At 73.5% G+C, this 25,566-nt stretch carries 27 protein-coding genes; 8 read left to right on the forward strand and 19 right to left on the reverse strand.

All coding sequences use genetic code 11. The features are described from left to right. The first annotated feature begins 79 nt into the window (after positions 1-79). Both ACF1AG_RS16695 and ACF1AG_RS16700 read left to right on the forward strand, forming a co-directional pair. On the forward strand, positions 80-727 hold the full coding sequence (locus ACF1AG_RS16695; RefSeq protein ID WP_359607036.1) for a nucleoside/nucleotide kinase family protein: 648 nt from the start codon (positions 80-82) through the stop codon (positions 725-727). 100 nt (positions 728-827) lie between these two features. Next, positions 828-2,432 carry an ArnT family glycosyltransferase gene (locus ACF1AG_RS16700; protein ID WP_387795153.1) on the forward strand — a complete coding sequence of 535 codons (1,605 nt, stop codon included), beginning with the start codon at positions 828-830 and terminating at the stop codon, positions 2,430-2,432. A 27-nt stretch (positions 2,433-2,459) separates the two neighbouring features. Here ACF1AG_RS16700 and ACF1AG_RS16705 read toward each other — a convergent pair whose 3' ends face one another. Next, positions 2,460-2,873 (reverse strand): DUF3662 domain-containing protein, encoded by a 414-nt coding sequence (locus ACF1AG_RS16705; protein ID WP_359607033.1) that lies wholly within the window; start codon positions 2,871-2,873, stop codon positions 2,460-2,462. 117 nt (positions 2,874-2,990) lie between these two features. Continuing rightward, positions 2,991-3,152, reverse strand: coding sequence for a hypothetical protein (locus ACF1AG_RS16710; protein ID WP_167338208.1), 162 nt, complete (start codon positions 3,150-3,152; stop codon positions 2,991-2,993). A gap of 297 nt (positions 3,153-3,449) precedes the next feature. On the opposite strand from ACF1AG_RS16710, the gene ACF1AG_RS16715 reads away from it, so the two are divergent. The 3 genes from ACF1AG_RS16715 (at position 3,450) to ACF1AG_RS16725 (ending at position 7,824) form a co-directional block, all read left to right on the forward strand. Continuing rightward, the gene (locus ACF1AG_RS16715; protein WP_359607031.1) at positions 3,450-4,376 is read left to right on the forward strand and encodes a MurR/RpiR family transcriptional regulator; all 927 of its coding nucleotides are present in this window, start codon (positions 3,450-3,452) and stop codon (positions 4,374-4,376) included. Between the two features lie 444 nt (positions 4,377-4,820). Next, the gene (locus tag ACF1AG_RS16720) at positions 4,821-5,189 is read left to right on the forward strand and encodes a hypothetical protein (protein ID WP_048454875.1); all 369 of its coding nucleotides are present in this window, start codon (positions 4,821-4,823) and stop codon (positions 5,187-5,189) included. Between the two features lie 229 nt (positions 5,190-5,418). Continuing rightward, a complete protein-coding gene (locus tag ACF1AG_RS16725) occupies positions 5,419-7,824 on the forward strand; it encodes a SpoIIE family protein phosphatase (protein WP_387795154.1) in 2,406 nt (801 codons plus the stop codon). Between the two features lie 22 nt (positions 7,825-7,846). On the opposite strand, the gene ACF1AG_RS16730 is transcribed toward ACF1AG_RS16725, so the two are convergent. From ACF1AG_RS16730 to ACF1AG_RS16765, 8 genes are all read right to left on the reverse strand, one after another. Next, on the reverse strand, positions 7,847-8,509 hold the full coding sequence (locus tag ACF1AG_RS16730; protein ID WP_359607294.1) for a peptidoglycan-binding domain-containing protein: 663 nt from the start codon (positions 8,507-8,509) through the stop codon (positions 7,847-7,849). A gap of 75 nt (positions 8,510-8,584) precedes the next feature. Then, positions 8,585-9,436 (reverse strand): hypothetical protein, encoded by an 852-nt coding sequence (locus ACF1AG_RS16735; RefSeq protein ID WP_391809939.1) that lies wholly within the window; start codon positions 9,434-9,436, stop codon positions 8,585-8,587. Positions 9,437-9,511: 75 nt separating this feature from the next. Beyond that, positions 9,512-10,087, reverse strand: a complete 576-nt coding sequence (locus ACF1AG_RS16740; protein ID WP_359607298.1) for a dihydrofolate reductase family protein — start codon at positions 10,085-10,087, stop codon at positions 9,512-9,514. Positions 10,088-10,210: 123 nt separating this feature from the next. Continuing rightward, positions 10,211-11,161: an endonuclease/exonuclease/phosphatase family protein gene (locus ACF1AG_RS16745; protein WP_359607300.1), complete on the reverse strand. Its 951-nt coding sequence runs from the start codon at positions 11,159-11,161 to the stop codon at positions 10,211-10,213. A 6-nt stretch (positions 11,162-11,167) separates the two neighbouring features. Continuing rightward, positions 11,168-12,112: a D-alanyl-D-alanine carboxypeptidase gene (locus ACF1AG_RS16750; protein WP_359607302.1), complete on the reverse strand. Its 945-nt coding sequence runs from the start codon at positions 12,110-12,112 to the stop codon at positions 11,168-11,170. Between the two features lie 283 nt (positions 12,113-12,395). Continuing rightward, positions 12,396-13,637 carry a HAMP domain-containing sensor histidine kinase gene (locus tag ACF1AG_RS16755; protein WP_359607304.1) on the reverse strand — a complete coding sequence of 414 codons (1,242 nt, stop codon included), beginning with the start codon at positions 13,635-13,637 and terminating at the stop codon, positions 12,396-12,398. Positions 13,638-13,651: 14 nt separating this feature from the next. Next, positions 13,652-14,353 carry a two-component system response regulator CseB gene (gene cseB / locus ACF1AG_RS16760; RefSeq protein WP_359607306.1) on the reverse strand — a complete coding sequence of 234 codons (702 nt, stop codon included), beginning with the start codon at positions 14,351-14,353 and terminating at the stop codon, positions 13,652-13,654. A 436-nt stretch (positions 14,354-14,789) separates the two neighbouring features. After that, positions 14,790-14,957, reverse strand: coding sequence for a hypothetical protein (locus ACF1AG_RS16765; RefSeq protein WP_167338209.1), 168 nt, complete (start codon positions 14,955-14,957; stop codon positions 14,790-14,792). Positions 14,958-15,208: 251 nt separating this feature from the next. Between ACF1AG_RS16765 and ACF1AG_RS16770 the strand changes: the two genes are divergently transcribed. Beyond that, a complete protein-coding gene (locus ACF1AG_RS16770; protein WP_359603020.1) occupies positions 15,209-15,634 on the forward strand; it encodes a zinc ribbon domain-containing protein in 426 nt (141 codons plus the stop codon). 31 nt (positions 15,635-15,665) lie between these two features. Here ACF1AG_RS16770 and ACF1AG_RS16775 read toward each other — a convergent pair whose 3' ends face one another. The 3 genes from ACF1AG_RS16775 to ACF1AG_RS16785 are packed head-to-tail and all read right to left on the reverse strand — an operon-like array spanning position 15,666 to position 18,014. Then, on the reverse strand, positions 15,666-16,046 hold the full coding sequence (locus ACF1AG_RS16775; RefSeq protein ID WP_359603021.1) for a PPOX class F420-dependent oxidoreductase: 381 nt from the start codon (positions 16,044-16,046) through the stop codon (positions 15,666-15,668). 50 nt (positions 16,047-16,096) lie between these two features. After that, on the reverse strand, positions 16,097-16,822 hold the full coding sequence (locus tag ACF1AG_RS16780; RefSeq protein ID WP_359603023.1) for a class I SAM-dependent methyltransferase: 726 nt from the start codon (positions 16,820-16,822) through the stop codon (positions 16,097-16,099). Continuing rightward, the gene (locus tag ACF1AG_RS16785) at positions 16,815-18,014 is read right to left on the reverse strand and encodes an aminotransferase class I/II-fold pyridoxal phosphate-dependent enzyme (RefSeq protein ID WP_359603024.1); all 1,200 of its coding nucleotides are present in this window, start codon (positions 18,012-18,014) and stop codon (positions 16,815-16,817) included. Before ACF1AG_RS16785 ends, ACF1AG_RS16780 begins: the two co-directional genes overlap by 8 nt. Before the next feature lie 24 nt (positions 18,015-18,038). Between ACF1AG_RS16785 and ACF1AG_RS16790 the strand changes: the two genes are divergently transcribed. Beyond that, a complete protein-coding gene (locus tag ACF1AG_RS16790) occupies positions 18,039-19,061 on the forward strand; it encodes a hypothetical protein (RefSeq protein WP_391809940.1) in 1,023 nt (340 codons plus the stop codon). 123 nt (positions 19,062-19,184) lie between these two features. Then, complete coding sequence (locus tag ACF1AG_RS16795; RefSeq protein WP_391809941.1) at positions 19,185-20,564, forward strand: S1 family peptidase; 1,380 nt, start codon at positions 19,185-19,187, stop codon at positions 20,562-20,564. Between the two features lie 57 nt (positions 20,565-20,621). On the opposite strand, the gene ACF1AG_RS16800 is transcribed toward ACF1AG_RS16795, so the two are convergent. From ACF1AG_RS16800 to ACF1AG_RS16825, 6 genes are all read right to left on the reverse strand, one after another. After that, positions 20,622-20,810, reverse strand: coding sequence for a hypothetical protein (locus tag ACF1AG_RS16800; RefSeq protein WP_019527206.1), 189 nt, complete (start codon positions 20,808-20,810; stop codon positions 20,622-20,624). A gap of 154 nt (positions 20,811-20,964) precedes the next feature. Continuing rightward, a complete protein-coding gene (locus tag ACF1AG_RS16805; protein WP_359603029.1) occupies positions 20,965-21,660 on the reverse strand; it encodes a L,D-transpeptidase family protein in 696 nt (231 codons plus the stop codon). 167 nt (positions 21,661-21,827) lie between these two features. Beyond that, positions 21,828-22,625: an SDR family NAD(P)-dependent oxidoreductase gene (locus ACF1AG_RS16810; protein ID WP_391809942.1), complete on the reverse strand. Its 798-nt coding sequence runs from the start codon at positions 22,623-22,625 to the stop codon at positions 21,828-21,830. Positions 22,626-22,684: 59 nt separating this feature from the next. Continuing rightward, on the reverse strand, positions 22,685-23,599 hold the full coding sequence (locus ACF1AG_RS16815; RefSeq protein WP_359603032.1) for an SDR family oxidoreductase: 915 nt from the start codon (positions 23,597-23,599) through the stop codon (positions 22,685-22,687). Between the two features lie 149 nt (positions 23,600-23,748). Next, positions 23,749-24,378, reverse strand: a complete 630-nt coding sequence (locus tag ACF1AG_RS16820) for an MBL fold metallo-hydrolase (RefSeq protein ID WP_387795157.1) — start codon at positions 24,376-24,378, stop codon at positions 23,749-23,751. Further along, the gene (locus ACF1AG_RS16825; protein ID WP_387795158.1) at positions 24,378-25,463 is read right to left on the reverse strand and encodes an S-(hydroxymethyl)mycothiol dehydrogenase; all 1,086 of its coding nucleotides are present in this window, start codon (positions 25,461-25,463) and stop codon (positions 24,378-24,380) included. The genes ACF1AG_RS16820 and ACF1AG_RS16825 overlap by 1 nt, the downstream gene beginning before the upstream one ends. Positions 25,464-25,566 lie beyond the last annotated feature (103 nt).

The following is a 25,566-nucleotide window of genomic DNA, read 5'->3' on the forward strand; positions in this document are numbered from 1 at the left end:
CCCGTACGGGCCGGGACATTGAGTGGCGCGGGCCACACGGGTGGCGGGGTGCGGCTTCCCGGGTGACAGACTCTGCCGTGTGGCGCTGACCTTCGACGACCTCCTCCGCCGCGCCCGCTCCCTGCCCCGGGACGGGCGGCGCGCGATCCTCGGCATCGCCGGAAGTCCCGGCGCGGGCAAGTCCACGCTCGCGGAACGCCTGGTACGCGAGCTGAACGGCACGGGCGAGCCGTGGGTGGCGTACGTGCCCATGGACGGCTTCCACCTGGCCGACGCGGAACTGGAGCGGCTGGGCCGCCGGGACCGCAAGGGCGCCCCCGACACCTTCGACGCGGCCGGGTACGCGGCGCTGCTGCGACGGCTGCGGGACGAGTCCGAGGCGGGTGAGGTGGTGTACGCCCCCGCCTTCGAACGCGAGCTGGAGCAGCCGCTGGCCGGGGCGGTCCCCGTGCCCCCGGCCGCGCGGTTCGTGGTCACGGAGGGCAACTACCTGCTGCTCGACACCGGGGCGTGGACGCGGGTACGCCCGCTGCTGGACGAGGTGTGGTTCTGCGCGGCGGACGAGGAGCGGCGGGTGCGGCGGCTGATCGCCCGTCACGAAAGGTTCGGCAAGTCGCACGAGGAGGCGGTCGCCTGGGTGGAGCGCTCCGACGAGCGCAACGCGGCCCTGGTGGCGGCGACCCGTGACCGCGCGGATCTGGTGGTGCCGGTGGAGGATCTGGCCTGACGGCGCTGCGCGCCGGAGCAACCGGCCGTGGGAGTACCGCGCTTCACGGGAACGCCACGGTGACGCACGCCGGGGATGCGTCGGTGCGAGAGTGGGGCGCATGAGGCGTCGGGCGACGGTGTGGGCACGGAGGTGGGCGGTGCCCGTCCTGGTCGTCCTGCTGCTGGGGCAGATGGCCTTGGCGATGGTCACGGCCGCCCTGCGGCAGACACCGACGATCGACGAACCGGTGTACGTGGGGACGGCCGCGGTCTACCTGGACGAGCACAGCCTCCGCTTCAACCCCGAGCATCCGCCGCTCGGCAAGCTGGTGATCGCCACCGGACTACTGGTCGCCGACCCCCACCTGGAGTCCGGATTCGACGGCGGCCAGACGGAGTTGGGGCGTCGACTGCTGTACGAGTCGGGCAACGACCCGTGGCGCGTGATGTTCTGGGCCCGCCTGCCGGTGATCGTGCTGACGCTCGCGTTCGGACTGGTGGTGTACGCGTTCACGCGCGAACTGGCGGGCCGCGCGGGTGGGTTGCCGGCGCTCGCGCTCTACTGCCTCTCCCCCGACGTGATCGCGCACGGATCGCTGGCCACGCTGGACGTTCCGGCCGCCGGTCTGGTGCTGACGTCGGCGTGGCTGCTGTGGCGGGCCCGGACGCGGCCGCGCCTGTACGTACCCCTGGCAGGCGGGGTCTTCGGGGCGGCGCTGGCCACGAAGATGAGCGTGCTGCCCGCGCTGCCGGTGCTGGTGGCCGTCGCCGCGGTGTCGGTGTGGTGCGCCGGATCACGCCGGGTGGCGCGGGCGGTCGCCGGGGCCGCGGTGTTCGCGCTGACCGCGTGCGCCGCCGTGTGGGTGGCGTATCTGGCCGTCGATCCGCGGCTCCGGTGGGGGCCGCCGCAGCACATCCCCGCGGTCGGCGGACTGCGCGGCCTCGCCGTCCAGTTGCTGCCGCTGCCCGAACCGTTCCGGGACGGCATGCGGCTCCAGTTCGGCCTGGAGAACCGGCCCTGGCAGGGCTTCCTCTTCGGGAAGCTGTACACGGGGTCGCTCTGGTACTACCTGCCGGCCGCGCTGCTGGTGAAGACGCCGCTGGGCGCCCTGGCGCTCTGGACGGCGGGCGCGGTGACGGTGGTCGCCCTGCGCCCGCTGCGGCCGGCGGCCCCGTATCTGCTGGCGGCGCCTGCGGTCCTGCTCGCCGCGGCCATGTACGGCTCGCGTGACTTCGGCACCCGGTACGCGGTGTTCCTGCCGATGTTCCTCGCGGTCGCCGCCGGGTGCGTGGTGCTGGTGCGGTGGCGGTGGGCGCCGGTGGTGACGGGCGCGCTGGTGGCGTTCGTCGCCGTCAGCTCGCTGCGGGCGTTCCCCTTCCATCTGCCGTACTCCAACGAGGCGTTCGGCGGTCCGGAGCGGACCCGCTACCGGCTCCACGACTCCAACGTCGACTGGGGCCAGGACCTAGGGCGGCTCGCCGACCGGCTGGACGAGCGGTACCGGGGCGAGCGGATCTGGCTGGTGTACAAGGGGGCGGGCGTGCCCGCGTACTACGGGATCGACGCTCGCGATCCGCGGCGGGTACCGCCCGGCGCGGTGCACGGCGTGCTGGTGGTGTCGGACTCCGCGGCGGCCAAGGCGACCGGGCGGCTGGCCGAACTCGTCTCCGGCAGCAGGCGGATCGACCAGGTGGGGCACTCGATCACGATCTACCGGAGGTGAGCCGGCCGCACCGCGACACGCGCCACGTCAGCCGTCGACCGGCTGGGCCGCGCGCCGGAAGCCCATCGCGCTCACGTGCCGCATCACCGTACTGGCCACGCGGTAGCGGCCGTTGGGCACCTCGGCTGAGCGGCGGACGTGCACGGTGAGCGGGCCCGCCCACTCGTAGCCGTTGCGGGCGGCGTGCCGGGCCAGCCGGTCGGTGAGCACCTGTCCCACGCTGTCGCCGCGCCGGGTCAGCTCCTCGTGCACGGGAGCGGACAGTTCGACGTCGTAGGCGTTGGGAACCATCACCCTTCCCGCCCGGCACACCACCGCGTTGCTGTCGCACTCGCGCCGCAGGGCTTCGACGAGTTCGAGCGGATCACGCCCGGACATCCGCGCCCGGAGGGCCTCCCATCGGTTCTCCATTGCCGTTTCCAGCGCGCTGAGTGCGCTCATGCTGTCACCTGCCGAATGCGGTCGCGTCGGGACGTGGGCGGGTGGGGCGGCGGGCATGGCGTTCGGACCGGGCCGCGCGGCCGGGACGGCCCCGCGGCATGGTCCGAAGGTCAGGTCCTACCGCTCCTCGTAGTCGTCGGGCTTGATCTCGGCCTCCTCCAGCGCCTCGCGCATGGTCCGGCCGGTGCCGCCCTGCGCCTGCGCGTCGCCCTCGCGCCGCGACTCGAGAGTCTCGTCGGTGTCGTGCGTCTTCGGCCGGTTCTCCTCGGGGACGGTCATGTCCGCGGTGCTCCTCGTCTTGCAGGGGGGTTGCGATGTCGCTGCGCGGCCGTGGCGGCGGTCCGTGGTGGCACGGTGTCGCCGTGCGGCGCTCGGACGCCGGGTTCCCTGAGCGGGCGGGGATATCCCTCATGGGTCGGGAGCGGTCTTCGCCGGGCGCTCCCGGGAGCGGTTTCCAGGCGTGGCGTGCCGGTCGCGGCTGTCGCGTTCCGTGGCCGGTCCCCGACGGTGACCGCGCTGGTGGAGCGAGGGGTTGGGCTATGTTGAACCCTCGTGGGACACAAGGGAGGCGCACCGGTGCCATCGCCGCAGCAGGCACGCGCACAGGCATCTGCGATCACCTCGGCCAAGGCGGGTCCGGAGTCGGAGCTGTCCCCCACGGCCCAGCTCCGCGCCCTCTTCGACCGGCCGCGGCTCTCCCCCGGCCAGCGGCGCATCGCGCAGTACCTGATCGAGCACATCGCCGAGGCGGCGTTCCTGTCGATCACCGATCTCGCGGACCGGGTCGGGGTGAGCCAGCCCTCGGTGACCCGGTTCGCGTCCGCGGTCGGTTTCAGCGGCTACCCGGCGCTGCGGGAGAAGCTCCAGTCGATCACCCTCGGCACCCGGTCGGGCGTCGGCGCCGGTCCGGCCGAGGAGCCCCGGGGCAACGAACTGCAGGCGGCGGTCGACGCCGAGATCGAGAACCTGGAGAACCTGCGTCGCGACCTCGCCGACACCGACCGCGTCATCGAGGTGGGCCGCGCCCTGTCCGCCTCCGCCCCGCTCACCGTGCTGGGCCTGCGCATCTCCGTGTCGCTCGCCGAGTACTTCGCGTACGCCGCCCGCCGTATCCACCCGGACGTGCGGCTGGTGACGCTCGGCGGCAGCGTGGCGTACGACGCGCTGCTGCAGTCGCGGGAGGCGGGCGGGACGTGGGTGCTTGCGTTCTCCATGCCCCGGCACGCCCAGGAGACGCTGACGGCGGTGCGGGTGGCGCGCAGCGCGGGGCTGAAGGTCGCGCTGATCACGGACCTGGCGCTGGGGCCGCTGGTCGACGAGGCGGACGTGACCTTCGCCACCGGCACCGGCTCCCGCCTGGTCTTCGACTCGTACGCGGCGCCCGGCGTGATGTGCGCGGCGCTGCTGCAGGCCATGACGGACGCCGATCCGGAACGCACGCAGGCCCGGCTCGAGGACTACGAGCAGGTCGCCGACGAGCACCACTTCTTCCTCCGGGACTGAGTCCCGGGGCCTCGGTCCCCGCACCTTCGGCCACCGCACTTCCGGTTACCGCCGGTCAGGGGCCTCTCGCGGGGCTTCGCGCACTTTGAATAAGGCATGAATGTTTTCATGCGTCTTGCCAAGCAGACGGCATATATAAATACTGCTCACGGATCGCGGCCCTGACCGCTCCGGACCGCGCTCCACCCACCGCACCCGCCCGCCCGGAAGACCGAGGGCTTGCCATGCGCCACACCCTGGTGTCGCCACGGCCCCCCGCACCGGCCCCCTCCGGGCACCCGCACGAACCCCCCGGCCGTCGGTCTCCACCCGCTCCGGCGGCCAGGGTGTTCGGCCGGGCTTCCCCTGCCCGGCCAACCGTGGCGGTCCCGGTCATCCCCTAGACCGGGGCCGCCCCACCCCGTCGCCCGTGCCGGCGACGCCGTACACCCGGAAGCGAAGATCATGCCTCTGACGTCCACGCGCCTCGGACCCGACTGGCCCCGCCAGGTGAAGACCCCCGGGAGCTACGACTGGGAACGGTCGGCCGCCAAGTGGCTGCGCGAGCTGGTCCCGGCGCGCTACGCGAGCTACCCGGCATTCGTCCGGCACCCCGTGCTGCTGGCCCGGCACGCCCAGATCCAGGTCGAGCACGAGATCCGGGTGGCGCGCACCGCGCTGCAGACCGCCCGCGCGGACCTGCCCCGCCTCGGTCTGCACGAGGGCGCCATCGAGCACACGATCAAGCTGTACGCGGCCGAACTGATGCAGCTCCAGCACATCGCGCGGAGCGTGCGGGCGGTCACCCAGGCCCTGGGCGAGAGCGCCCGCTGACCGGCCCGGCCCGGCCGCCCCGTTCCCCGCCCTAACCGTGCCCGCGCGCGGGCACCGGGAGGGTCCGCGCGGGGAGCACGCACGACCCGTACACCCTGTGCACGGACCCGCCCGGCCCCCTGTCGACCCCGTACGGCGCGGGCCGCTCCCGCGTGGGCGCGCCCGCGCCCCCGCGCCCCGGTCCGGACCGGGAACCGGGAAGAACAAGCCGGTCAACGAATACGTGCAGATGTGCAATGCTCGGTGCGTGAAGAGCGATCGCGTTGCCCCGGTCGGGTCCGGCACGGTCCCTGACGTGGTGGAACTGGCCAGGGTCGTCGCCCGGCAGCGGGCCGAGATGGACCGGCTGCGCGAACAGGCCGCCGCGTCGGTCGTCATGGAGCGCGCCAAAGGCGTCGTCATGGCCCTGGACGGCTCCACCGCGGACGCCGCCGAGGAGATGCTGCACGCCCGGGCCAAGGCCGCCCGCCGCACCCCGCTGGAGGAGTGCTGGATCACACTGGGTGAGCTGACACCCGTCCGTCCGTGCGACGATGCGACCGCACCCCGCCCGAAGGGCGACGACGGATCGACGGTGAACGCGCCGGAGCCCTTCTCCGCGCCCGACGACGTCGCCGGCGCCCTGAGCCGCCTCGGCCGCGCCCTGGTCCACGTGGACACGCACCAGACCCTCGCCCAGTGCCTGCTGGATCATCTCGCCCCGGACATGGACGCGGAGTCGGTGATGATCTACGTCCGCCGGTCCGGCGGCGGCCTGGAGCTCGCCGGCCACGCGGGCATCGACGACGGGCTGGCAGCCCGCTGGCGCCATGTGCCCCCGTTCAGCGGGATGGCCGTCATGGAGGCCCTGCGCTCCGGTGAGCCCTGCTGGCTGGAGGACTTCTCCCGGGACAGCACGCGCTACCTGCTGATCGGTGAGCCGCCCGAGCGGTGGCAGTCCCGAGTCTGGCTGCCGCTGCGCGGCGGGGACGGCTCCGACGTGTGCATCGGCGTGCTGCGCGGACGCGGGGGCGTCTTCACCCCGCGCGAGCGCGCGCATCTGCGGGGCGTCGTCCGGCTGTGCGCGGGACGCCTGCGCAGTTTCACCTCCGTCGCGGTGCCGGTCCGCGAGGCCGAGGCGGACGCCGTCCAGTCGCTGTTCGCGGCGCTCCCCGTCCCGGCGATGCTGCTGACGCCCGTCGTCTCGTCCTCCGGCGACGTGGAGGACTTCCGCGTCGACGCGGCCACCGCCCAGGCGGCCGAACTCCTCGGCGGCTCCTCCGGCAACCCGACGGGGCGGCGGCTGCGGGAGGTGCGGGCGGACCTCACGGACCTGCCGGTGTGGCAGGGCTGCCTGGACGCCCTGACGGGCGGCGGGCCGTACGAGAGCGAGCCGTTCGCGCACCAGGAGACCGTGGACGGAGTCCTGGAGCTGGCCACCTACTCGGTGCGGGTGACCCGCCTGGAGGACGCGCTGGTCGTCGCCTGGCTGCGCCACGCCTCCTCGGACCGGCAGGAGCAGCGGCTGGCCGAGCTGCAGCGGCTGGGCAACATCGGCTGGGCCAACTGGAACCTGCCGCGGGACGAGGCGTCCTGGTCGGCGCAGGTCTTCGCGACCCTCGACCGGGACCCGGCGGACGGCCCGGTGCGGCTCGACGGCCTGCCCGGTCTCGCGCTGCCCGAGGACCGGGCCGCGCTGCGGGCCGCCGTCGAGGCGCTGCTGCACGAGGGCCTGCCGGTCGACGCGCCGTTCCGGATCCGCGGCGGACGCGGCGTACGGCATCTGCGACTGGTCGCCGAGGTGGTGACCGACTCCCACGGCACGCCGTTCGAGGTGCACGGGGTCGTGCAGGACCTGACCGCGCGGCGCCGGGCGGAACTGGCGCTGGTGGAGAGCGAGCGGGCGATCCTCACCCAGCACGACGTGCTCCAGTCGGAGCGGGTCCTGGTGGCCCGGCTCCAGCACGCGCTGCTGCCGCTGCCCGACAAGGTGATCGGCCTGTCCGGGCTGCGCGTCGAGGTCGCGTACCTGCCCGCGCAGGCCGGCATCCATGTCGGCGGGGACTGGTTCAGCGCGGTGGAGCTGCCCGACGGGGACTCCCTGTTCGTCATCGGGGACGTGGCCGGTCACGGCGTGGACGCGGTCGCCACGATGGCGCAGCTGCGCTTCACCGCGAAGGGCATGGTCAGCACCGGCTCGTCGCTGACGGGCGCGCTGTCCCGGCTGAACTCGCTGCTGCTGCACACCCGGGACGCGCACGGCACCGCGACGATGGTTCTCGCCCGCTACCACGCGGCGGACCGCCGGCTGGTGTGGGCACAGGCCGGTCACCCGCCGCCGCTGTTGCTGCGCGACGGCGAGGCGACGTACCTGCCGCGGCCCCCGGGCATGCTGCTGGGCGCGACCTCGGCCCCGTACTTCGAGGAGACCGAACACCACCTCGAACCGGGCGACCGGATCCTCCTCTACACCGACGGCCTCGTCGAACGCGCCCCGGAGAACATCGACGTGGGCCTCGCCCGCCTCGCCGACGCGGCCATGGCCCACCCCGAGGACGCCCCCGGCTCCCTCGGCACCCTCCTGGACGTGATGCTGGAGGACGAGCGGCGCGACGACGTGTGCGTGCTGGACATCCGGGTGCCGCGGGAGCCGTGACGGGCGGCGGACGGGACTCCGCCTACGTCGCGCCCTCACGCCCCGGCCCGCCCGTGTGCGACTCCAGGGCCCGGCGGGTGTCGTCGCCGTACACGCCCGTCTCGTCGCCGCGGATGCCGTACCAGAGCTGGAAGCGGGCGACCGCCTCGCGGAGGGTCGCGTCGTAGCGGCCGTCGGTCCTGCCGTCGCGGTAGACGTCGGGGACACGGAGCAGGCGTTCCTGGAGGACGGCCACCTCTGGGCCCGAGTCGCCCTCGCGCAGGAAGCCGTCCTCGGCGGGGGCGGCCGTGACCGGCGGCTCCACGCGTGGCGGCTCGGGGGCGGCGGTCGTCGGCGGCGGGGCCGGGGCGGTGGCGCGGCCGTCGGCAGGGCGTTCCGTGAACAGCAGCGCCCCGCCGAATCCGGCCAGCGCGGCGACGGCCACCACGAGGACCGGCGCGGCCCGGCGCAGCCGTGACGGCCGGGCGAACTGCGGCGGTGGGCCGCCCGGCACGGGTGGAAGCTCCTGCGTGACGTCGTCCGCCCCGGCCGGGGGCCGTTCCGGCGGCACCTCCTCCCGCTCCCCGCCGCCCCGCTCGACGTCCCGGAACAGCTCCGCGAGCGCGTCGGTGCGGCGTGCGCGCAGCACGCGGACGGGTTCGAGGGGCGGCCCCTCGGTGGGCCCGGACCCCGGTGGACTGGTCACATCGCTCTCCTTCCGTGCCTGACGCGGGAGTTGAGCCGCCTACGGCGTGAGATACGTGACCGGGGCCCGGCCGGTTCAGCCGCGGGCGCGGGTCACGCCGCTCTCCCGCAGGAATCGGTGCAAGGAGGCCGTCGTCGCGGCGACGAACGCGTCCCGGGTCGTGTCGTCGAGGGCGTCGAGCGGCAGGTAGGGGTTGAGGTCCTCCAGCTCGACCAGCAGCAGCTCCCCGCCCGGCGCCCGGCAGGCGTCGACCCGCTGGATGCCGTGGGCGAGAGTGTTCCACTCGACGAAACGCCGGGCGAAGTCCAGGTCACCGGGGGTGGGCAGGTAGGGCTCCAGCCGCCAGCGCGCGGCCGGGTCGGGGGCGTGGAGGGCGTACTGGAAGTCCTGGTCGACGAAGTAGAACGAGACCTCGTAGGCGAAGTCGACGTACGGCTGCACCAGGACGTCGCCGTCGGCCGGCGCCGACGCCTCGGCGACGGGGACGATCCGCAGCCCGTGCGAGTCGGCGCCGAGCCGCGGCTTGACGACGTACCGGTCCGCGCGGGGCAGCCGGTGCAGGTCCTCGGGCCGGCCGACGGTGGGGATGACCGGCATTCCGGCGTCGGTCAGGTCCAGCAGGTACTGCTTTCCGGCCATGTCCCCACGCCCGGTGAGCGGGTTGTAGACGGGCACACCGGTGGCGAGGGCCCGCGCGCGGAAGTCCTCGTACGCGTCGAGGTGACCCAGCACGGGCCCGCTGTTGCGCACGACGACCGCGTCGAACGCACCCATCAGCGCGGCGGCGTCCCGCGGATGGCACAGAGCGAGGTCGAACTCCTCGCGCAGCCGGGCGGTGAGGAAGACGTCCTCGTCGCAGTACCGCCGCCCGCGGGCCGGGTAGGCCAGATCGGTGACGTACAGGATGCGGGGGCGGGCGGCGGGCATGAGGGCTCCTCGGGGCGACTGCGTACGCCCGTGAGGATGACACGGGTGTGCGGAGCGGCCGGAGGCAGCCTGCCGTCAGTGCGGCGTGGGCCGGTAGACCAGTTCCTGGATGCGGTCGTCCAGGGTGCGGTGTTCCAGGAGTTCCAGGTCGAAGTCGGCCGCGCCCTCGAAGATGCGGTCCTGACCGGTGCGGCCGGTGACGACCGGGAAGACCGTCACCTGGAGGCGGTCGACCAGGCCGGCCGCCATCAGGGCACGGTTCATCGACAGGCTGCCGTGCGAGCGCAGGGGTACGTCCGACTCCTCCTTGATGCGGGCCACCACGTCGACCGCGTCGCCCTTGACGAGCGTGGCGTCCGGCCAGTCCAGGGGTTCCCGGAGCGTGTTCGAGACGACGATCGTCGGAAGGTTGCGCATGCGGGTGACCCAGGGGTCGCGGACGTCCGACTCGTCGGCGCTCTCGGCCAGCATCCGGGCGAAGGCCCGGTAGGTGTTCGCGCCGAAGACCATGCGCTGCTCCCCCGCGTGCTGGGCGAGCCGGTGGTCGAGGAGCTGTGGGCCCTGTTTGCCCCAGTAGCCGGTCCAGTCGCCGCTCGCGGCGCCGTAGCCGTCGAGGCTGGAGAAGACGTCGAAGGTGTAGGTCGCGGTCATGCGGATCTCCTCGAAGGGTGCGGCGGGGCCGGCCCGGCGGTCGGCCTGAAGGGAGGACCCCGTCGCCGTGCGAAGTTCATCGCTCTGCCCGCCACCGTTCCCCACGTCGTCCTTCCTCGCACGTCAGAAGGTGATCGTCGCCGCCACCGGAAGATGGTCGCTGCTGGTGGCCGGCAGGGTCCAGGCCGACGTGGCGCGTACGCCCTCGACGAGGATCTGGTCGATGCGGACCACCGGGAAGCCCGACGGCCAGGTGAACCCGAACCCTGCGCCCGCCGTCTCCTGCGCCGAGGCGAAACGGGAGGTGAGCGGGCGCAGCGCGCGGTCGTCGGCGGAGCCGTTGAGGTCGCCCACCAGCAGCGAGCGGGGGGCGTTCTCCGCCCGTATGTGGGTCATGAGGCGGCGCAGTGCCTCGTCGCGGGCCGCTGTCGTGAAGCCGGCCGTGGGATGCACCCGTACCGACGGGAGGTGGGCGACGTAGACGGTCAGAGGGCCGTGCGGTGTCTCGGCCGTGGCGCGCAGGGCTCGCGACCACGGCATGATCGGCAGGCTGCGCGCGTCGCGCAGCGGATAGACGCTCCAGACGCCGACCGTCCCCTGGTGGAAGTGGTGGCGGTAGGCGGGCGCCAGGGCCCGCTCGTACGCCGGTGCCGTCTCGGGGCTCAGTTCCTCCAGGGCCAGGATGTCCGGGTGCGCGGCGAGCAGCCTGCGCGCGGTGTCCCGCGGGTCGGTGCTGTCCTGGTTGACGTTGTGGCTGACGACGGTGAGGTCGCCGCCGGGGGCCGACTTGTCGGTGAGGGCGCCGCCGAAGGCCGTCAGCCACAGGGCGAGGGGCAGGGCGACGGCTGCCAGGGCGGTGCGGGAGCGGCGCAGCAGGGCGGCCGCGAGCAGGACCGGGAGGGCGAGCGCCGTCCAGGGGAGCATCGTGTCCGTGAGGCTGCCCAGGTGGCCGGGGGCCGTCGGGATCCAGCCGGGGAGTGCGAGGACCGCGGCGAGCAGGACGGCGCAGAGGGTGGTCAGGATGCCGCGGGGCCGCAGAACCGGGACGGCTGCGGGGTCGGGCGTCGTCGTCATCGCCGGTCAGCCCTCGGAGCCCGTTGACCGCGGGCGGGCGCGGAGGCCGTCGATCAGGGTGCGGCTCGCCTCCAGCGCGGCCGTCAGGCCCTCGGCCGGTGTCGTGTCCGCCCGCTGGTGCAGCACCGCCCCGAGGAGCAGGCGCGTGCCGTCGGTCCTCGCCGCCCACAGCAGGTTGCCGCCCGCCGGGGTGCTGGAGCCGGTCTTGAGGCCGACGACGCCCGACGTGCCGAGGAGGGTGTTGCTGTTGGCCACCCGGCCGACGCCCGGCACGGTGGCCTCACGGGTCGCCACGATGTCCCTCAGGACGGGGAGCCGCATCGCCTCGCGGGCGAGTTTCAGCTGGTCGGCGGCCGTGCTGGTGGTCGTGGGCTCGATGCCGCTGGCGTCCGTGTACGTCGTGTCGCGCATGCCCAGGTCGTGCGCGGCGCGCTGCATCTTCCGCACGAACGCCTCCTCGCTGCCGGCGTCCCAGCGGGCCAGCAGGCGGGCGATGTTGTTCGCCGAAGGGAGCAGCAGCAGGTGCAGGAGTTCGCGCTCGGTGCGGTGGTCGCCGGGGGTGACGACGACGGTCGACTCCCCGCCCACGCCGGCCTCGTGGGCGGCCTGCGGGTCCACCTCGATCCGCGGGCCCTCCTCGCCGGGGCGCAGGGGGTGTCCGGTGAGGACGACGTACGCGGTCATCACCTTCGTCAGGCTGGCGATCGGTACGGGCCGTTGCGCGCCGTGCGTGAGCACCTGGCCGGATCCCTCCAGGGTCACGGCGGCCTGTCCCTCCTCCGGCCACGGGATGTCGCCGTCGTCGGTGATCTCCGTCGGGGCGCCGTCCTGTCGGGCGGACGTGTCCCGGTCGGACCGGGGCAGGGCCACCAGGGCGGTGAGGGCGGCCAGAAGCAGCAGGGCGCCCACGGCCGTCCAGATACGGCGTGGGACTGAGGGCAGGGAGAACATGGGGGCCACCTCCGGGCTGACGCACGTCGAGTACGGCAGCAAGGCTGCGGGGGCGGTGCGTCCGCACGGCGGGCCCCGGGGCGCGGGCGGCGCTCGGCGGGGCATCGGTTGTGTATCAGGGCCCGGTGCACGAAGGGCGTGGTGCAGGCAGGGCGTGGTGCCCACACGGCTCGGTGCGCAGGCACGGTGCACGAAGGGCCCGGTGCACGAAGGGTGTGGTGCCCACACGGCTCGGTGCGCAGGCACAGTGCTCGCAGGGCCCGGTGCATGCAGGGCGCCCTGCTCAGCGGTCGTTGCATCCAGGAGGCAGCCGCAGTTCCGCCACCGCTCCCCCGTCGTCCGGGTGGTTGCGGAAGGCGAGCCGTGCGCCGATCACCTTCGCCTGGCCCTGGGCGATCGTCAGGCCCAGTCCGTGGCCCCGGCCTCGCTGCTCCGTACCCGTGCGGAACCGCTGCGGGCCGTGGGCCAGCAGGTCCGGCGGGAAGCCGGGTCCGTGGTCGCGCACAGTGACCGTCGGGCCGGACACGCCGACCTCCACGGGCGTCGCGCCGTGCCGGTGGGCGTTGACCACCAGATTGGTGACGATGCGGTCCAGCCGGCGCGGGTCCGTCTCGGCCACCGGGTCGCCGGTCGCGGTGACAACGGCCGGGAGGCCGGTGCGGGCCACCGACTCCTCGACCAGCTCGGCCAGGGGCACCCGCCGGGGTTCGACCCGTTCCGCGCCCGCGTCGAGGCGGGAGATCTCCAGCAGGTCCTCGACGAGGTCGCGCAGCACCCGCACCCGGTCCCGGACCAGGTCGGTCGCCTCGCCCTCGGGCAACAGGCCCGCCGAGGTGACCAGGCCCATCAGCGGGGTGCGCAGTTCGTGGGCGACGTCCGCGGTGAAGCGCTGTTCGCCGGCCAGACGGTCGCGCAGGCTGTCGGCCATCACGTCGACCGTCGCCGCGATCTCGGTGATCTCGTCGCCGCCGCGGCGGCCCATCCCGGTGCGCGCCTCGAGATCGCCCGCGGTGATGCGGCGTGCCGTGCGGGCCACCCGGCGCAGGCGGCGGGCGGGCAGCTCCGTGGCGAGGGCCGTCGCCGGTATGACCACGGCGAGGGTGACCAGGGAGTACTTCCACAGGTGCCGGTCCAGGGCCTGCCGGGTGAGCAGGTCCGCCGTCATGTCCGTACGGACGGCGAGGAGCTGCCCGTCCTTCTGCTCGGCCGCCCAGTAGACGGGGGCGGGCGGGCCGTCCTCGTAGTACGTGCCCCGCCCGTGCCGCTCGACCTGGCGCAGCAGGGCGTCGGGGAGCTCGGCCGGGACCGCGAGGGGCGCGGGACCGCCGGTGCGACGGGCGTCCCGCTGTGCCAGGTCGAGCTGCTCGACGGCCCTGACCGCGCCCTCGTGCATGGACCGGCGCAGCGTCGACTCGTGCACCAGCACGCCCACCGTGAGGGCCATCGCGGCGCAGGCGGTGGACACCAGGAGGATGATCTTCCAGTGCAGGGAACGCAGGTTGAGCAGCGCTCGTACGATCGGCATGCCGGTGCTCCGGGTCATCGGCGCAGTTTGTAGCCGAAACCGCGGACGGTCTCGATGCGGTCGGCGCCGATCTTCTTGCGCAGGCGCTGTACGCACAGGTCGACCACGCGGGAGTCGCCGTCCCAGCCGTAGTCCCACACGTTGCGCAGCAGGGTCTGGCGGTCCAGCACGATGCCGGGGTGCTCGGCGAACTCGAGGAGCAGCCGCAGTTCGGTCGGGGCGAGGGCGATCTCCTCGCCGTCCCGGTACACCTCCAGTGCGGCCGGGTCGACGGCCAGGTCGCCGAAGACGAGCCGGTCCGCCGCCCCCGCGCCCTGCTCCTGCTGCTGCGCCGGCGCGAAGGTGGCGCGACGCAGGAGGGAGCGGATCCGGGCCACGAGGACGGCGGTGTCCACCGGTTTGACCACGTAGTCGTCGGCGCCGGCCTCGAGGCCGGACACCACGTCGAGGGAGTCGCCGCGGGCCGACATCATCAGGACGGGGGCCGTGCTGGTCTCCCGGATCCGGCGGCACAGGCCGATACCGTCCAGGCCGGGCAGCATCACGTCGAGAAGCAGCAGGTCGGGGCGGTCGTCCCGGAACCGCTCCAGTCCGTCGAGCCCGTCGGCGGCCGTGGTGACCCGGTAGCCGTAGCGTTCCAGGGCCAGGGCGACGGAGCGGCGGATCACCTCGTCGTCCTCGACGAGCAGAACGGTGACGGCGGAGGTGTCAGACATGTGCTTCCGGTCGGGTAGGCGGCGGGGCAGGCTCTCCATGATGCCTCGCCGCGCGGATGATCCCTCCGGCGGAGGAATCTGCGCCGCCCGTCCGGCCTGCGGTGATGCAGGGCGGATACACAGCCGATGCACAGTCGCGCGGTCGCCGGTACGACATCGCCGCAGTCGGCGGACATGGCCGACGGGGCCGCCCTGGGGAGCGGAGTCCGCTTCTGTCACCAGCCGGATGATCTTCAACTGGCGTGCGCGTGAGGGGGCGATCGCTCGGATCGGCCTCCTGCCGCCCGCCGCCGTGTGCGTGCCGAGCGCGTCGGCCGCCACGGCCGGCTGTCAGGAGGCGTGAGCGGCTGCGCGGAGGGCGACGACCGGGTGTGCGTGGTGACGCAGCGGGGCCCGGCGGCGTGCGCCCGCCGCCGGGCCCCGTTCCGGGGACGGGTCAGCGTCTGCCGGGCCGGCCCGCCCCGATGCCGGCGACGTGCAGGGCCAGGGCGGTCAGCCCCAGCAGCATCACGTTCACCGAGGAGAACACGTCGTTGGTCGCGATGTCCGCCGCGTTGATCAGGAAGGCGATGAAGAACAGCACCGCCGCCACTATGCCGAGCATGAACGAGCTCCTTCCGTAGGGGTGTTGCCCGTATGCCCGGCCTTCGCGTGCGCAGACACGTCAGTTCGCGGACAGGTGCCGGAGGTCCCGGGAAGCGGCCCTCGCCCCACAGAAGAGGGTACTGAGTGCCTTTACTCGTGGCACTCAGTGCCATACTCTGTGGCCGTGCGCGGTGGCACGGCCACCGGGCAGGCGTGTGTCCGGGCGACCGGGCACACGGAAGTCCGGCCGATTGCAGGGAGTTGACCAGCGTGTACCACTTCTCAGGGAGCGTCGCTCAGCAGGCAGCCGGCTCCACGCGCCTGCTCGAAGCGCAAGGCATCGAAGGACGCGCCACCGACCAGGACGCCATGCTCTTCCAGCGCTGCACCTGGTGCGGCACGGCGATGTACCACCGGCTGCTGTGCCCGGTCTGCCAGGGCAGCGACCTGCGCACGGAACGCAGCGCGGGCTTCGGCACGGTACGCCACTCGACGGTGCTGCACCGCAACACCCCGGCGGCGCGCAACGTCTCGCTGATAGAGATGGCCGAGGGGTTCGTGGTGCGCGGCCGGGTCATGGGCCCGCCGATCGGCGTCCACAGCGGCGACCGGGTGCGGCTGTCGACGGCCGAGGACCCGGTGCGCGGCGAGCCGGTGTTCCAGCTCGTCGACGAGCCGCTGCGGGCCTGGACCTGAAAGCCGCAACCCACCACGCAGGAGGCCGGGTTCAGGACGTGACGCGGATGCCCACCGTGCCGTCCACGCCCCGGCGCAGGCGGCTGCCCAGCAGGGTGAGGCGGCCCATCAGCCCGTACTTCCGGGCGATCAGCTGCCGGTAGCGGGCGGTCGTGGCCGCGTCGCAGACCTCCGCGGTGGCCGGGACCTGGTCACCGGTCGGATTGCCGCGCACGTCGCAGGGTCCCACGAGGACGTCCCCGCGGGCGCGGATCCGCTTGACCTTCCACGAGTCGGCGGCGGTCCACACACCGAGAGCGTCGCCGTCGCGCACCACCCACACCGGGGTGGCGACGGGAGTGCCGTTCTTCCGGTAGCTGGTGAGCAGAAGGTACTTCCCCGCCCCGAGCCGGTCCCGCAACGCGTCGTCCATGCGTCAAGTCTAGGCCTACTCGGCGGATGCCGCCGGGAGTTGTCCGCGCCCTACAGGCGGCGGGCCACGAACACGAACTCCCGGCCGGGGCGGTCGGGCGCGTCCCGCACGTCCTCCAGCGCGTAGCCGTGGTCCGTGAGGTCCGTCCCGACCTCCTCGCGGTCCCGGAACCGCAGGGTCGAGTCGGAGGTCAGCGCCTCGCCGCCCGACGGGAACACGTACGTCGTTCGGAACGAGACCAACGGGCCTTCTACGGCGGTCACTTCGTGCCAGCTCTCCACCGTGCCGACGCCTGGCACGTCGGCGCGGGCGTACGACTGTGCACGGGTCCAGGACTCCCAGGCGCGCCGGGCCGGGTCGCGGGTCTCGAAGATCAGGCGGCCGCCGGGACGCAGGGCCGCGTGGGCGCCGCGCAGGGTGGCGTGCCAGGCGCCGGGGTGGGCGATCGCCTGGGCGACGTTCGCGGTCATGGTGGCCAGGTCGGCCGTGAGTGGCGGCAGGTCCGTCGCGTCGCCCTCGATCCAGCGGACGCGCCCGGCGCCCGGCTTGGCGCGGGCGACGTCGAGGGAGGCGCCGGCCGGGTCGACCCCCACGACGTCGATCCCCGCGTCCGCGAGCATCAGTGCGAAGACGCCCGTGCCGCAGCCGATGTCCAGCACCCGGCGGGCGCCGAACTCCCGCGCCATGCCCAGGTAGGCGTCGAGGTCGCTGCGGTCGGGGTCGAGCGGGTCGTAGAGGGCGGCGAGGCGGGGGTTGGCGAAGGCGGCGTCAGCCACGGGCGCCGCCCGTCGCGCGTACGGCGGCCGCCATGCGCCGCACCGCCTCCGTGAGCACCTCGGGCGAGGTGGCGAGGTTCAGCCGGGCGTGGCCCGCACCGCCCGTGCCGAAGGGCAGACCGCCGGTGAGCGCCACCCGGCCGTGCTCGAGGAACACCTCGGCGGGGTCGTCGCCCAGGCCGAGGTCCCGGCAGTCCAGCCAGGCGAGGTAGGTGGCGTCGCCCGGGCGGTACCGGACGGCCGGCAGGTGCTCGGCGAGGAGGCCGGCGAGCAGCCGGCGGTTGGCGTCGAGGCCGTCGAGCAGGGCGTCCAGCCAGCCGGTGCCGTCCCGCAGGGCGGCGGTGTGGGCGAGGATGCCGACGTGGCTCGGGCCGTGACCGACCACCTCCGGCATCCGGGCCAGGTCGTCGCCCGCGCCGGACCCCGCGATCGCGAGGGCCGCCTTGAGCCCGGCCAGGTTCCACGCCTTGGACGCCGACATCAGCGACAGACCGCGTTCACCGCCGGGCACGCTCAGGTACGGCACGAAGCGGGCGCCGCCGAACACCAGGGGCGCGTGGATCTCGTCGGCGACGACCCGCACACCGTGGCGCTCGGCGAGCGCGGCCACCGCGGTCAGCTCCTCGGCGGTGTGCACCGTGCCGGTGGGGTTGTGAGGGCTGCACAGCAGGTACGCGGCCCGGCCGCCGCCCTCGGTCGCCGCGCGGAAGGCGCGTTCCAGGACGTGGAGGTCGAGCCGCCCGTCGTCGCCGAGCGGCGCCTCGACGACCCGGCGGTCCGCGTGCCGCGCGAAGTCGTGGAAGGGCGGGTAGACCGGCGGGTTCACCACGACGGGGTCGCCGGGCCCGGTGACCAGCCGGAGCATCTCGACCACGCCCAGCATCACGTCCGGCACGATCGCGGTGCGTTCCACGGCGAGGCCGGGCCAGTTCCACCGCTTGTCGGCGAAGGCGGCCAGCGCCTCGGCGTAGGCGGTCCCGGCGGGATAGCCGGTGTCGCCGGACTCCATCGCGTCGGTGACCGCCCGCACGACCGGGCCGGGCGGCGCCACGTCCATCTCGGCCACCCACACCGGAAGGACGTCCTCGGGGTAGGTACGCCACTTCATGCTGGTGCGGCGGCGCAGCTGATCCAGGGAGAAGGCCTTGAGGGGATTCGGTTCACCGGACGTATCGTGCGGGATCCTGGTCATGGAGCACACGATAGGGGGCGTGGTGTGGGCCCACATCCGGATTCCGGTGCGCCGCCCGGCGACGGGGCGGTACGGGAGGTCGCCTGTGACGAGTCGGGGTCGGACGGCGAGAACCCGACCGGCGGGAACACCGACGTGTTCGCGCACGCCGGCGTCCAGGTCCCGGTCGCGGACGCGGCCGGGGCGCTGCGGGAGATCCGTGACCGGATCCGCTCCCCGGCCACCGAGTACAAGGCGACCCATCTGCTGCGGGAGAAGCACCGGGCGGTGCTGGAGTGGTTCCTCACGCCGGGCGGGCCGCTGCACGGCGCGGCGCGCGTTCACCTCACCGAGAAGTCCTTCTTCGTGGTGGACCGGCTGGCCGGTGTGCTGCTCGACGACCCGGGCGCGGCGGCGGAGCTGTACCGCACGGTGAGGGAGGGCCTGGGCGCGGAGGACGGGCAGCGGTTCCTGTCCGTGGCGAACCGGCTGCTGCGCACCCGCAACGGGGCCGAGCCGGGGTCCTCGGTACCGCTGTTCTTCGAGACCCTGGACGAGCTGTGCCGGACGCACGCGGGTACGGACGCGGCTCCGGCGCTGGAGCAGCTGGCGGCGGGGCGCGGGCGGGCCGAGGCCTACCGGGCGGGGCTCCTGGACGGCGCGGCGGTGCGTGTCCCGGTCCTCAACCCGCTGCTCCCGGCGATCGTCGCCACGGCCGCGTACTGGAGCGGGCCGGAACGGCGGCCGGTGCGGCTGGTGCACGACCGGCAGAATCTGTTGACGCCCGAGCGCATCGCGTGGGTCGAGGAGACCGCACGGCGGTCCGGCGTCGCCCTGACGGAGCTGCGGCTGGTGGTCGCGCGGGACGACCCGCGGGTGCAGCTGGCGGACTTCCTCGCGGGGATCGCCCGCAAGTCGGCCGGCGACGCCCTGCGCGGCAACGGCGATCCGGGGCTCGTCGCGCTGCTGCGTCCCTATGTCGACCCGGCGTCCGCGTGGGGCGACGGCGGCACCGCTGCCGCGCTGGGCCTGTCCGCGCCCAACTCCTCGGTGTGCGGGCGGAACTGAGACGGCCATCGCCTCGCCCGTACTGAACACGACGGGCTCCGCAGCCGTATGGACGAGGGGCGCTCTGCTCGAGGGAGGCCCCCGCGGTGCGCGCACCGCGCTGTCGAGGTTCTGGAGCCATGCATGAGGCACGCACGACGACGGGTGGTCCGGCGAGTGACACGGCTGGCGGCTGTCGGCGGACTCCTGCTGGGCGGCACGATGGTCACGCATGCCGTGGCGAGTGAGCCCGGCACGCCCGACGCCGTCCCGTTCTCCACAGCGTCCCCCGCGGACGCGGACGCGTCCGGTCCGGCTGCCGATCTGGTCCAGCGGCTCGGCACGTCCCGTACGGCGGGCAGCTGGGTCGACGAGAACGGCAGGACGGTCGTCGCGGTCACCGACGAGCAGGCGGCGGCCGAGGTGCGGGCGGCGGGCGCCGAGCCGCGGATGGTGCGGCACAGCATGGACGACTTCGACTCCGCGACGGAAACGCTGAGTTCGGCGCCGCGGGTGCCCGGCACGGCCTGGATGAAGGACTACCGGTCGAACCGGGTGGTGGTGCGCGGTGACAGCACGGTGTCCGAGGACGACTGGTCGTCGCTCACCGAAGTGGCCGACGGCATCGGTGACTTCGTCCGCATGGAGCGGGTCGGGGGCACCTTCGCCACCCGCCTGGCCGGCGGGCTGCCCGTGCTGTCGACGGCGGGCCGCTGCTCGGCCGGCTTCAACGTCACCGACGGGCGGCGGGAGTTCATCCTCACCGCCGGGCACTGCGGGCCGCAGGGGTCGGTGTGGTTCTCCGACGGCGGGGACCGGAAGAAGGTCGGCACGACCGTCGGCGGCAGCTTCCCCGGCGACGACTACTCGCTGATCGCGTACGAGGGCGGCAGGGCCGGTGAGAACGCCGGGGTGGTCGCGGTGGGCGGCGGCAAGGGCGTGCGGATCACCGGGGTGGCCGATCCGACGGTGGGGCAGCGGATCTTCCGCAGCGGCAGCACCAGCGGGTTGCGCGACGGGGAGGTGACCGCGCTCGACGTGACGGTCAACTACCCGGAGGGAACGGTCGGCGGGCTGATCGAGTCGGACGTGTGCGCGGAGCCCGGGGACAGCGGCGGGCCGATGTTCTCCGAGGGGATCGCGCTCGGCGTGACGTCGGGCGGCAGCGGCGACTGCCGCGCGGGCGGCATCACGTACTTCCAGCCGTTGACGAAGGCGCTGGCGGACCTGGACCTGAAGCTGATCGTGGCTCCCGGGGCGGACGGCGGGAGCCCTGCCCCCGAGCCGTCGCAGGCGCAGGGTGTGGCGGCGCCGGACTCGGCGACGCCGGGGTCGTCGACGTCGGTGCGGGGCATCCTGCCGGACCCGTCGACGCTGGTGTCACGGCTGGCCGACCCGCGGAACGTGGGGCCGGGGCTGCTGGTGATGGGCGGGAGTCTGGTGGCGCTGGTGGCCTCGCGGTGGATCAGGGCCGAACAGGACCGCAAGGCGTACCGGAGGCAGTACTCGGCGCTGTGGGGGTGAGAAGGGAAGGGCACCCGTGTGGTCACGGGTGCCCGATCGTGATGCCGAGGCCGGCCGTCAGGCCGCCTCTGCGGCCGCCTGCGGGAGGGCCGAGGCCCACTCCTGGACCAGGCGCTGGTACTCCTCGCGCTGTTCGACGCTGAGTGTCCCGCCCGACCGGAGCCACAGGGCCCGGATCTCCTCGTTGACCTCGGCAGCCGATCGCTCGGAGGAGGGTTCAACAGTGGTGGACATACCGTGAAGCATACGTCCCCCGAGGTGAAGACGCTGTGAGTAATCGCACGCTGATCGGGCAATTCGGACGTGTCGCTGATCACGTCCATCTGCCCTGCAAGGTGGGCGAGTTCACACCCTCGGGCATGCGGGGACGCCCGGCCCGGCGGCCGGGCGCCGGGGGTCGTCAGGTGCCCGGCTTGCGGCCGTACACGTAGACGTCGTCGCCCTTCTTCAGCAGCGACCAGTACTTCTTGGCGGCGGTCCTGGTCATGTTGACGCAGCCGTGGGAACCGGGCGGGTTCCACATGCTGACGCCGACGGAGTGGAACGCCTGGCCGCCGTCGAAGAACTGGCTGTACGGCATCGGCACGTCGTAGATCGTCGAGACGTGGTTCTTGTTCCGCCAGTAGACCTTCTTGAGGCCGGTGCGGGTCTCGTACCCGTCGCGTCCGGTTCGCACGGGGACCGGCCCGTAGACGAGCTTCTTGCCGTCCTGGATCCAGCTCAGCTGCAGGGTGAGGTCGACGCAGGCGATGCGCCCCTTGTTGGTGGGGCATCTGCCCGCCTTGTTCGGGTTCTTCCCGACGGCCTTCTGCTTGTTCATCAGGTTCATCACGCCCCAGGTCACGGGGCCGGCGTACCCGATGTTGGGCCTGATGCCGTGCTTGTTCTGGAAGGCCCGGACGGCCTTGCAGTCGGCGGCGGACTGCTTGCCGTCGACCGGGCGGCCGAGGAACTTCTCGACCTTCTTCTGGTACGGCCCCGCCGACGTGGTGCAACTGGCGGCCTGGGCCGGCGTCGCACCGATCGCGAGCGTGAGCGGAGCCACCAGAGCGGTGACCCCCAGGGCGACGACACCCCGTCTTCTCAAGTCCCCCATGGTCCGTTATGCCTCTCCCGCGGGAACGTGCGCTGGACCGCGCACTCTGCCAGGTAGACGGCGAACGGGGGAAATCGGTTGTACGCGCGACCGGACCGTTATGTCCGTGACGGCGGACGCTTCGGTATGAGTCGTGTCACGCGGGACCACGCGGGGTGCGGGGACGGTCACCGCCCGGTGTGGTCCATGGCCCGGTGGAAGCCGTGGTTGACGGCCGTGATGCCCCCGTCGACGGCCAGGGTGGTGCCGGTGATCCAGGCCGCGTCCCGGGAGGCGAGGAAGGTCACGGCCGCCGCGATGTCCTCGGGCTCGCCGATCCGGCGCAGCGGGTAGACCTGGGAGACCGCCGCGAGGTCCTCGGAGCGGCCGTCCCAGGCGCGCGTGCGGACCGTGCCGGGCGCCACGAGGTTCACCCGGACGCCCCGGGGTCCCGCGTGACCGGCGAGGGTGCGGGTGAGGGAGATCAGGCCGGCCTTGGCGGCGCTGTAGGCGTGGTTGCCGAAGTCCTGGAGCCCGTTGACCGAGCCGACGGTGACGATCGCGCCCCGGCCGGACGCCTCCAGGTGCGCCAGGGCCGCGCGACAGCAGCGGTAGGCGCCGGTGAGGGTGACGTCCAGGTCCGCCGCCCACTCCTCCTCCGCCTGGTCCTCGAAGCGGGCCGTGTCGGGGGTGCAGTGAGCGGCGTTGTTCACCAGGACGTCCAGCGAGCCGAAGGCGCGGACGGCGCGGGCCACCGCCGCCTCGACGGACGCCTGGTCCCCCACGTCGCAGGCGACGGCCTCCACCGTGAGTCCTCGGTCGCGGAGCGCCGCCGCCGTGCGCTCCCCCGCCTCCGGGTCGGCGTCGGCGATCAGGACGCGCGCGCCCTCCTCGGCGAACCGTGTCGCGGTGGCGGCGCCGATGCCGCGCGCCGCCCCGGTGATGAGAACCCCGTACCCCGCGAAGCGCCCTGTGTCCGTCGTCATGGGGGGACGGTAGCGGCTCCGTCGATCACCGCGCCCGGCTTTTCCCGGTGTCCGGAGCGTCAGCGGTAGCCGGTGACGTCGGCCGGACGGCCCGGGTCCTGCACCTCGACCAGGTAGCGCCAGGAGTCGGGACGGCTGCCGTCGAGATCGGTGAAGCCGTACTCCTGGGCGAGTCCGCCGCTGGACAGGGAGGCGCCGTTGAAGCGGGCCACGTCGGGATCGCCGGCGAGCGCGGCGACCGCGCGGCCCACGTAGCGCGGGGTCTCGGAGATGGCGAAGTGCGGCTCCTTCTCCAGCGCGTCACGCCAGTTGTCCTCCCGCACCCCGAAGTGGTCGAGCATGATCTCCGAGCGCAGCCAGCCCGGGGTGAGGGCGACCGCGGTCGCGCCCCGCGGGCCGAGTTCGTGGCCGAGGGCGAACGCCATGCGCAGCACGGAGGACTTGGCGAGGTCGTAGAAGAAGGAGACCCGGTAGTGGTCGCGGTTGTAGTCCGCCGTGCCGTCGGTGACCTCGACGACCAGTCCGCCCGGGTGGCGCAGCAGCAGCGGCAGGGCGTGGTGGCTGGTGATCGCGTGTGTCTCCACGGCGAGACGCAGCAGCCGCAGTCCCTTGTCGAGGTCGTGCTCCCAGACGGGCGCCTCCCAGTCGAAGAGGGTCTCCCCGCCCCAGATGTCGTTGACGAGGACGTCGAGACGTCCCTGTTCGGCTGCGATCCTGTCGACGAGCGCCTTCACCTGGGCCGGTTCGAGGTGGTCGGTGGGCACGGCGATGCCTCTGCCGCCCGCCTCGGTGACGAGGTCGGCGGTGTCCTCGATGGTCTCGGGCCGGTCGTACTCGGAGCGGCGGGCGCGGGTGGTGCGGCCGGTGACGTACACCGTGGCGCCCGCCGCTCCCAGCTCCAAGGCGATTCCCCGTCCCGCTCCCCGGGTCGCCCCGGCCACCAGCGCGACCTTGTCCCGCAACGGCTGTGTCATTCACGGCCTCCCGTGTCTCGATCTGTCGTACGACGACGAGCCTGACGGGTAAGCCGGACATCCTCTGTCGCCTTTTGCGAAGTCGCGGCCTCGGGGTCACCCGGACGCCGGTACGTCCGGGTGACCCCGTGGCTCGCCGGCCGCGTGCGTCAGTGGCCCCGGGCGATCCACTCGTCCAGGTGCGGGGCCTCGGCGCCGATGGTGGTCGGGTCGCCGTGCCCGGTGAGCACCTTGGTCTCCGGGGGCAGGGCGAGCAGCCGGTCCCGGATGGAGTCGATGATCGTCGGGAAGTGCGAGAAGGAACGGCCGGTGGCGCCGGGACCGCCCTGGAAGAGGGTGTCGCCGGTGAACACGGCGCCCAGCCCCGGGTCGTACAGGCAGACCGCGCCCGGTGCGTGGCCCGGGGTGTGCAGCACGGTGAGGTCGGCGCCGCCGGCCTCGATGACCTGCCCGTCGGCCAGCCAGGCGTCGGGGTCGCGGTCCGGGTGGGTCTGCTTCCACAGCGGGAGGTCGTCGGGGTGCAGCCAGATCGTGGCGCCGGTGCGCTCGGCGAGGGCGGGGGCGGCGTCGATGTGGTCGTTGTGCGCGTGGGTGCACACGATGGCGGTCAGGCGCCGGCCGCCCACCGCCTCTGCGATGGCGTCGGCGTCGTGGGCGGCGTCGATGACGACGGCCTCGTGGTCGTCGCCGACGATCCACACGTTGTTGTCGACGTCCCAGGTGCCGCCGTCGAGGCTGAACTGGCCGGAGGTGACGAGGCGTTCGATGCGGGCGGTCATCACAGCACCACCACCGAGCGCAGCACGTCGCCGCGGTGCATCCGGTCGAAGGCCTTCTCCACCTCGTCCAGGGCGATGGTCTCGGTGACGAACGCGCCGAGGTCCAGGCGGCCCTGGAGGTGCAGGTCGATCAGCATCGGGAAGTCGCGGGACGGCAGGCAGTCGCCGTACCAGGAGGACTTGAGGGAGCCGCCGCGGCCGAAGACGTCCAGCAGCGGCAGTTCGATCTTCATCTCCGGGGTGGGCACGCCGACCAGGACGACCGTGCCGGCCAGGTCGCGGGCGTAGAACGCCTGCCGGTAGGTCTCGGGGCGGCCGACGGCCTCGATGACGACGTCGGCGCCGAAGCCGCCGGTGAGGTCGCGGATCGCCTCGACGGGGTCGGTCGTACGGGAGTTGACGGTGTGGGTGGCGCCCATGGAGCGGGCGGTCTCCAGCTTGCGGTCGTCGATGTCCACGGCGATGATCTTCGCCGCGCCGGCCAGCCGGGACCCGGCGATCGCCGCGTCGCCGACGCCGCCGCAGCCGATGACGGCGACCGAGTCGCCGCGTCCCACGTTGCCGGTGTTGATCGCGGCGCCGATGCCGGCCATCACGCCGCAGCCGAGCAGTCCGGCGACCTGGGGGGCGACGGCCGGGTCGACCTTGGTGCACTGTCCGGCGGCGACCAGGGTCTTCTCCGCGAAGGCGCCGATGCCGAGCGCCGGGGAGAGTTCGGTGCCGTCGGTGAGGGTCATCTTCTGCTTCGCGTTGTGCGTGTCGAAGCAGTACCAGGGGCGACCCCGCAGACAGGCGCGGCAGTTGCCGCACACCGCACGCCAGTTGAGGATGACGAAGTCTCCGGGCGCCACGTCGGTGACGTCGTCGCCCACCGACTCGACGACGCCCGCGGCCTCGTGGCCGAGGAGGAAGGGGAAGTCGTCGTTGATGCCGCCCTGTTTGTAGTGCAGGTCCGTGTGGCACACCCCGCAGGCCTGGACGCGTACGACCGCCTCACCGGGTCCCGGGTCGGGCACGACGATCGTCTCGATCCGTACCTGCTCGTCCTTGCCGGGTGCGATCACGCCGCGTACTTCCTGCGCCATGCTGCTGACTCCTTCGTGGGCCGGGTCCGTCTCCCCCGTCGTTCCCCGACCCTACGCGGGAATGATCGGCTCCGCCGCCCACCGTGCGGTGCGTCCGCCCGGC

The organism is Streptomyces sp. NPDC014764 (assembly GCF_043082785.1).
Classification (GTDB): domain Bacteria; phylum Actinomycetota; class Actinomycetes; order Streptomycetales; family Streptomycetaceae; genus Streptomyces; species Streptomyces althioticus.

Excerpts from the sequence above, each read along its gene's own strand:
- ACF1AG_RS16795 (WP_391809941.1), top strand. The coding sequence starts at position 19,185 with ATGAGGCACGCACGACGACGGGTGGTCCGGCGAGTGACACGGCTGGCG.
- ACF1AG_RS16710 (WP_167338208.1), bottom strand. The coding sequence starts at position 3,152 with ATGACCGTCCCCGAGGAGAACCGGCCGAAGACGCACGACACCGACGAG.
- ACF1AG_RS16725 (WP_387795154.1), top strand. The coding sequence starts at position 5,419 with ATGTGCAATGCTCGGTGCGTGAAGAGCGATCGCGTTGCCCCGGTCGGG.
- ACF1AG_RS16735 (WP_391809939.1), bottom strand. The coding sequence starts at position 9,436 with ATGCCCGCCGCCCGCCCCCGCATCCTGTACGTCACCGATCTGGCCTAC.
- ACF1AG_RS16775 (WP_359603021.1), bottom strand. The coding sequence starts at position 16,046 with ATGGACGACGCGTTGCGGGACCGGCTCGGGGCGGGGAAGTACCTTCTG.
- ACF1AG_RS16750 (WP_359607302.1), bottom strand. The coding sequence starts at position 12,112 with ATGTTCTCCCTGCCCTCAGTCCCACGCCGTATCTGGACGGCCGTGGGC.
- ACF1AG_RS16720 (WP_048454875.1), top strand. The coding sequence starts at position 4,821 with ATGCCTCTGACGTCCACGCGCCTCGGACCCGACTGGCCCCGCCAGGTG.
- ACF1AG_RS16745 (WP_359607300.1), bottom strand. The coding sequence starts at position 11,161 with ATGACGACGACGCCCGACCCCGCAGCCGTCCCGGTTCTGCGGCCCCGC.
- ACF1AG_RS16755 (WP_359607304.1), bottom strand. The coding sequence starts at position 13,637 with ATGCCGATCGTACGAGCGCTGCTCAACCTGCGTTCCCTGCACTGGAAG.
- ACF1AG_RS16740 (WP_359607298.1), bottom strand. The coding sequence starts at position 10,087 with ATGACCGCGACCTACACCTTCGACGTCTTCTCCAGCCTCGACGGCTAC.
- ACF1AG_RS16820 (WP_387795157.1), bottom strand. The coding sequence starts at position 24,378 with ATGACCGCCCGCATCGAACGCCTCGTCACCTCCGGCCAGTTCAGCCTC.
- ACF1AG_RS16810 (WP_391809942.1), bottom strand. The coding sequence starts at position 22,625 with ATGACGACGGACACAGGGCGCTTCGCGGGGTACGGGGTTCTCATCACC.
- ACF1AG_RS16800 (WP_019527206.1), bottom strand. The coding sequence starts at position 20,810 with ATGCTTCACGGTATGTCCACCACTGTTGAACCCTCCTCCGAGCGATCG.
- ACF1AG_RS16785 (WP_359603024.1), bottom strand. The coding sequence starts at position 18,014 with ATGACCAGGATCCCGCACGATACGTCCGGTGAACCGAATCCCCTCAAG.
- cseB (WP_359607306.1), bottom strand. The coding sequence starts at position 14,353 with ATGTCTGACACCTCCGCCGTCACCGTTCTGCTCGTCGAGGACGACGAG.
- ACF1AG_RS16805 (WP_359603029.1), bottom strand. The coding sequence starts at position 21,660 with ATGGGGGACTTGAGAAGACGGGGTGTCGTCGCCCTGGGGGTCACCGCT.
- ACF1AG_RS16815 (WP_359603032.1), bottom strand. The coding sequence starts at position 23,599 with ATGACACAGCCGTTGCGGGACAAGGTCGCGCTGGTGGCCGGGGCGACC.
- ACF1AG_RS16705 (WP_359607033.1), bottom strand. The coding sequence starts at position 2,873 with ATGAGCGCACTCAGCGCGCTGGAAACGGCAATGGAGAACCGATGGGAG.
- ACF1AG_RS16765 (WP_167338209.1), bottom strand. The coding sequence starts at position 14,957 with ATGCTCGGCATAGTGGCGGCGGTGCTGTTCTTCATCGCCTTCCTGATC.
- ACF1AG_RS16825 (WP_387795158.1), bottom strand. The coding sequence starts at position 25,463 with ATGGCGCAGGAAGTACGCGGCGTGATCGCACCCGGCAAGGACGAGCAG.
- ACF1AG_RS16700 (WP_387795153.1), top strand. The coding sequence starts at position 828 with ATGAGGCGTCGGGCGACGGTGTGGGCACGGAGGTGGGCGGTGCCCGTC.